Source organism: Chamaesiphon sp. GL140_3_metabinner_50 (assembly GCF_025361915.1).
GTDB lineage: Bacteria > Cyanobacteriota > Cyanobacteriia > Cyanobacteriales > Chamaesiphonaceae > Chamaesiphon.
Window position 1 is genome coordinate 1 of record NZ_JANYJC010000081.1, and the last position, 2,555, is coordinate 2,555.

Here is a 2,555-nt window from a genome sequence, read left to right on the forward strand (position 1 = left end):
CTCCCATATCTTTAGCAATACCGAAATCGATTAGAACCAATTCCCCTGTCTGACGGCGACGCATGATATTGTCTGGCTTGAGATCGCGGTGGAGCAGATTTTCTTGATGGCAATATTCCAGAGGTATCAGAATTTGGATCAGTAGCTCAATGGTGGCTTCCTCGGTCAGCTTTTTACCTGGAGTAAGTTCGGCGGAGAGGGGCACACCATCTATAAATTCTTGAACGAGATACAATTCTTCTGCCTCCTCAAACCGATCGATCAGCTTAGGGATAAGATTGCTGTATGTACTTAGTTTAGCTAGTGTATCAGCTTCCCTCTCGAACAGGTCTTTGATTCGAGCGAGATGTGGTAAATTTTCTTTCGATGGACTGAGATGTTTGACAACACAGTAATGACGAGCTGAAAATGTGAGATCTTCGGCTAGGTAGGTATGTCCAAATCCTCCTTGAGCCAAAGGTTTGAGGATATAGAACCGCTTATTGAGGGTTTTACCGACGATGGACATACTGCTGGTGAAGTGAGACGCTTACTCCATAGTGTACCCACCAAGGTAAAGCTTTTCACACGACCGATTACCACATGATTGAAATCGTCGCTAGTGCAAAACGATTTCAATCGCCGTCTCCGCCATCAACCCAAACCACCCTCCAACTCCGCCTTAGCCACCGCTAACGCCTCCTTCACCTTACTAGCATCCCGTCCCCCCGCCTGAGCGAGATTCGATCGCCCACCGCCGCCACCGCCGCAGATTTTAGCAATATTCCCAATAAACTTACCCGCCTGTAAACCCTTGGCATTCACCCCCTTACTAAAAGCCGCTACCAGACTAACCTTATCCGGTTCGGGAACGGAAGCCAGCACGATCGCGCCTTCGCCGAGTTTATCGAGCAGACGTTCGGCGGCAGTTTGGAGAGAAGTAGCATCGACATCACCCAGTTCGGCGATAATCAGTTTAAATTCGCCGATACTTTGTGCTTGAGCGAGCAATCGATCTGATTTAGCGATCGCGAGTTCCCCTTTAACTGCTTCGAGTTGCTTCTGGTTGGCTTTGAGTTCGGCTTGGAGACTGGAAACTCGATCGATCAGTTCTTCGGGTTTGGCTTTAAAGCGTTCGCCCAATTCTTTGACCACGCGATCGCGTACATTTAAATAGTCTAAAATTGCATTACCCGCCACCGCTTCAATTCGGCGTACTCCTGCAGCTACACCTGCTTCGGAGATAATTTTAAACGCACCAATTTCGGCAGTATTATTCACATGAATACCACCACACAATTCCATCGATACGCCGGGGAAATCGATGACGCGAACTTCGTCACCATATTTTTCACCAAACATGGCTACTGCGCCTTTAGCTCTAGCTTGGGCGATCGGCATTACCTCAATTTCGGCTGAATGTGCTTCGGTAATCCAGGTGTTTACCAACTCTTCTACCTGTTGAACTTCCACAGGAGTGAGGGCGCGAGGACAGTTAAAATCGAACCGCAATCTGTCGAATGAAACTAACGAACCCGCCTGAGAAATCTCTGAATCTACGAGGAGTTTTAAGGCTGCTTGTAATAGATGCGTCGCCGTGTGATTGGCTTGGGCGCGACGACGACAAGCGGTATCTATTTGGGCGGTAATTGTATCGCCGACTCGTAGGTTTCCACGCTCGATCGATCCGAAGTGAACGAAGAATGCCGACTCTTTTTTAACATCATCGATGCGGACTAATAAATTATCGCCTGACAAGTACCCGCGATCGCCGATTTGTCCGCCAGATTCGGCGTAAAAAGGACTTTTATCGAGGATAATTTGGACGTTCGTACCTGCATCTGCTTCGGTATCGGCGACACCACCGACTAATAATGCCACGACTTCTGCTCGACTATTCAGCGATTTGTAGCCGACAAATTCCGTTGCCTGAAGGTGTTCGGCAAAACTATCGAGTGTACCCTGTACAGTAAGATCGATCTCTCCGTGGGGATCGGGAGTGTTTTTTATGTCTTCCTCTTTCGCCCGATCGTAACCCTCAACATCTACTGTCAAATCCTGTTCTTCAGCAATCTCCTGAGTTAATTCTAATGGAAAACCATAAGTACCATATAACTTAAAGGCATCTGCACCACTAATTTGGGCGATTCCTTTTGCTTTGACATCGGTAACTAAATCGGCTAAAAGCTTCTCACCGCGTTCTAAGGTTTTGAGGAATTGGGTTTCTTCCCGTTGTAATTCGGCTTTAATACTATCAGCTTTCGATCGAACATTTGGATATGCTGATTCCGATAATGCGATTGCTGTTTCGGCTACCTTGGTTGTAAAGTGGTCATCGATTCCGATCGATCGTCCATGCCGAACTACCCGTCTTAATAAGCGGCGTAAAATATAACCGCGTCCGACATTCGATGCGCGAATTCCATCGGCATTCATATGCACGATCGCCCGAATATGATCGCCGATTACCTTCAACGAAGTCTTAGTTTTTTCATCGCTACTAAAATAATCAATTCCGGCAATATCCGCCGCAGTTTGGACGATCGGGAAAATCAGATCCGTCTCATAATTATTCG

At 47.2% G+C, this 2,555-nt stretch carries 2 protein-coding genes; both read right to left on the reverse strand.

Translation table 11 applies throughout. The annotated features are described in order from the left end of the window. On the reverse strand, window positions 1-508 hold a 508-nt coding region (locus Q0R35_RS03995; protein WP_295614703.1), incomplete at its 3' end, for a protein kinase. Window positions 509-633: 125 nt separating this feature from the next. Next, the coding region (alaS, locus tag Q0R35_RS04000) for an alanine--tRNA ligase (RefSeq protein WP_295614705.1) at window positions 634-2,555 on the reverse strand (1,922 nt) is incomplete at its 5' end.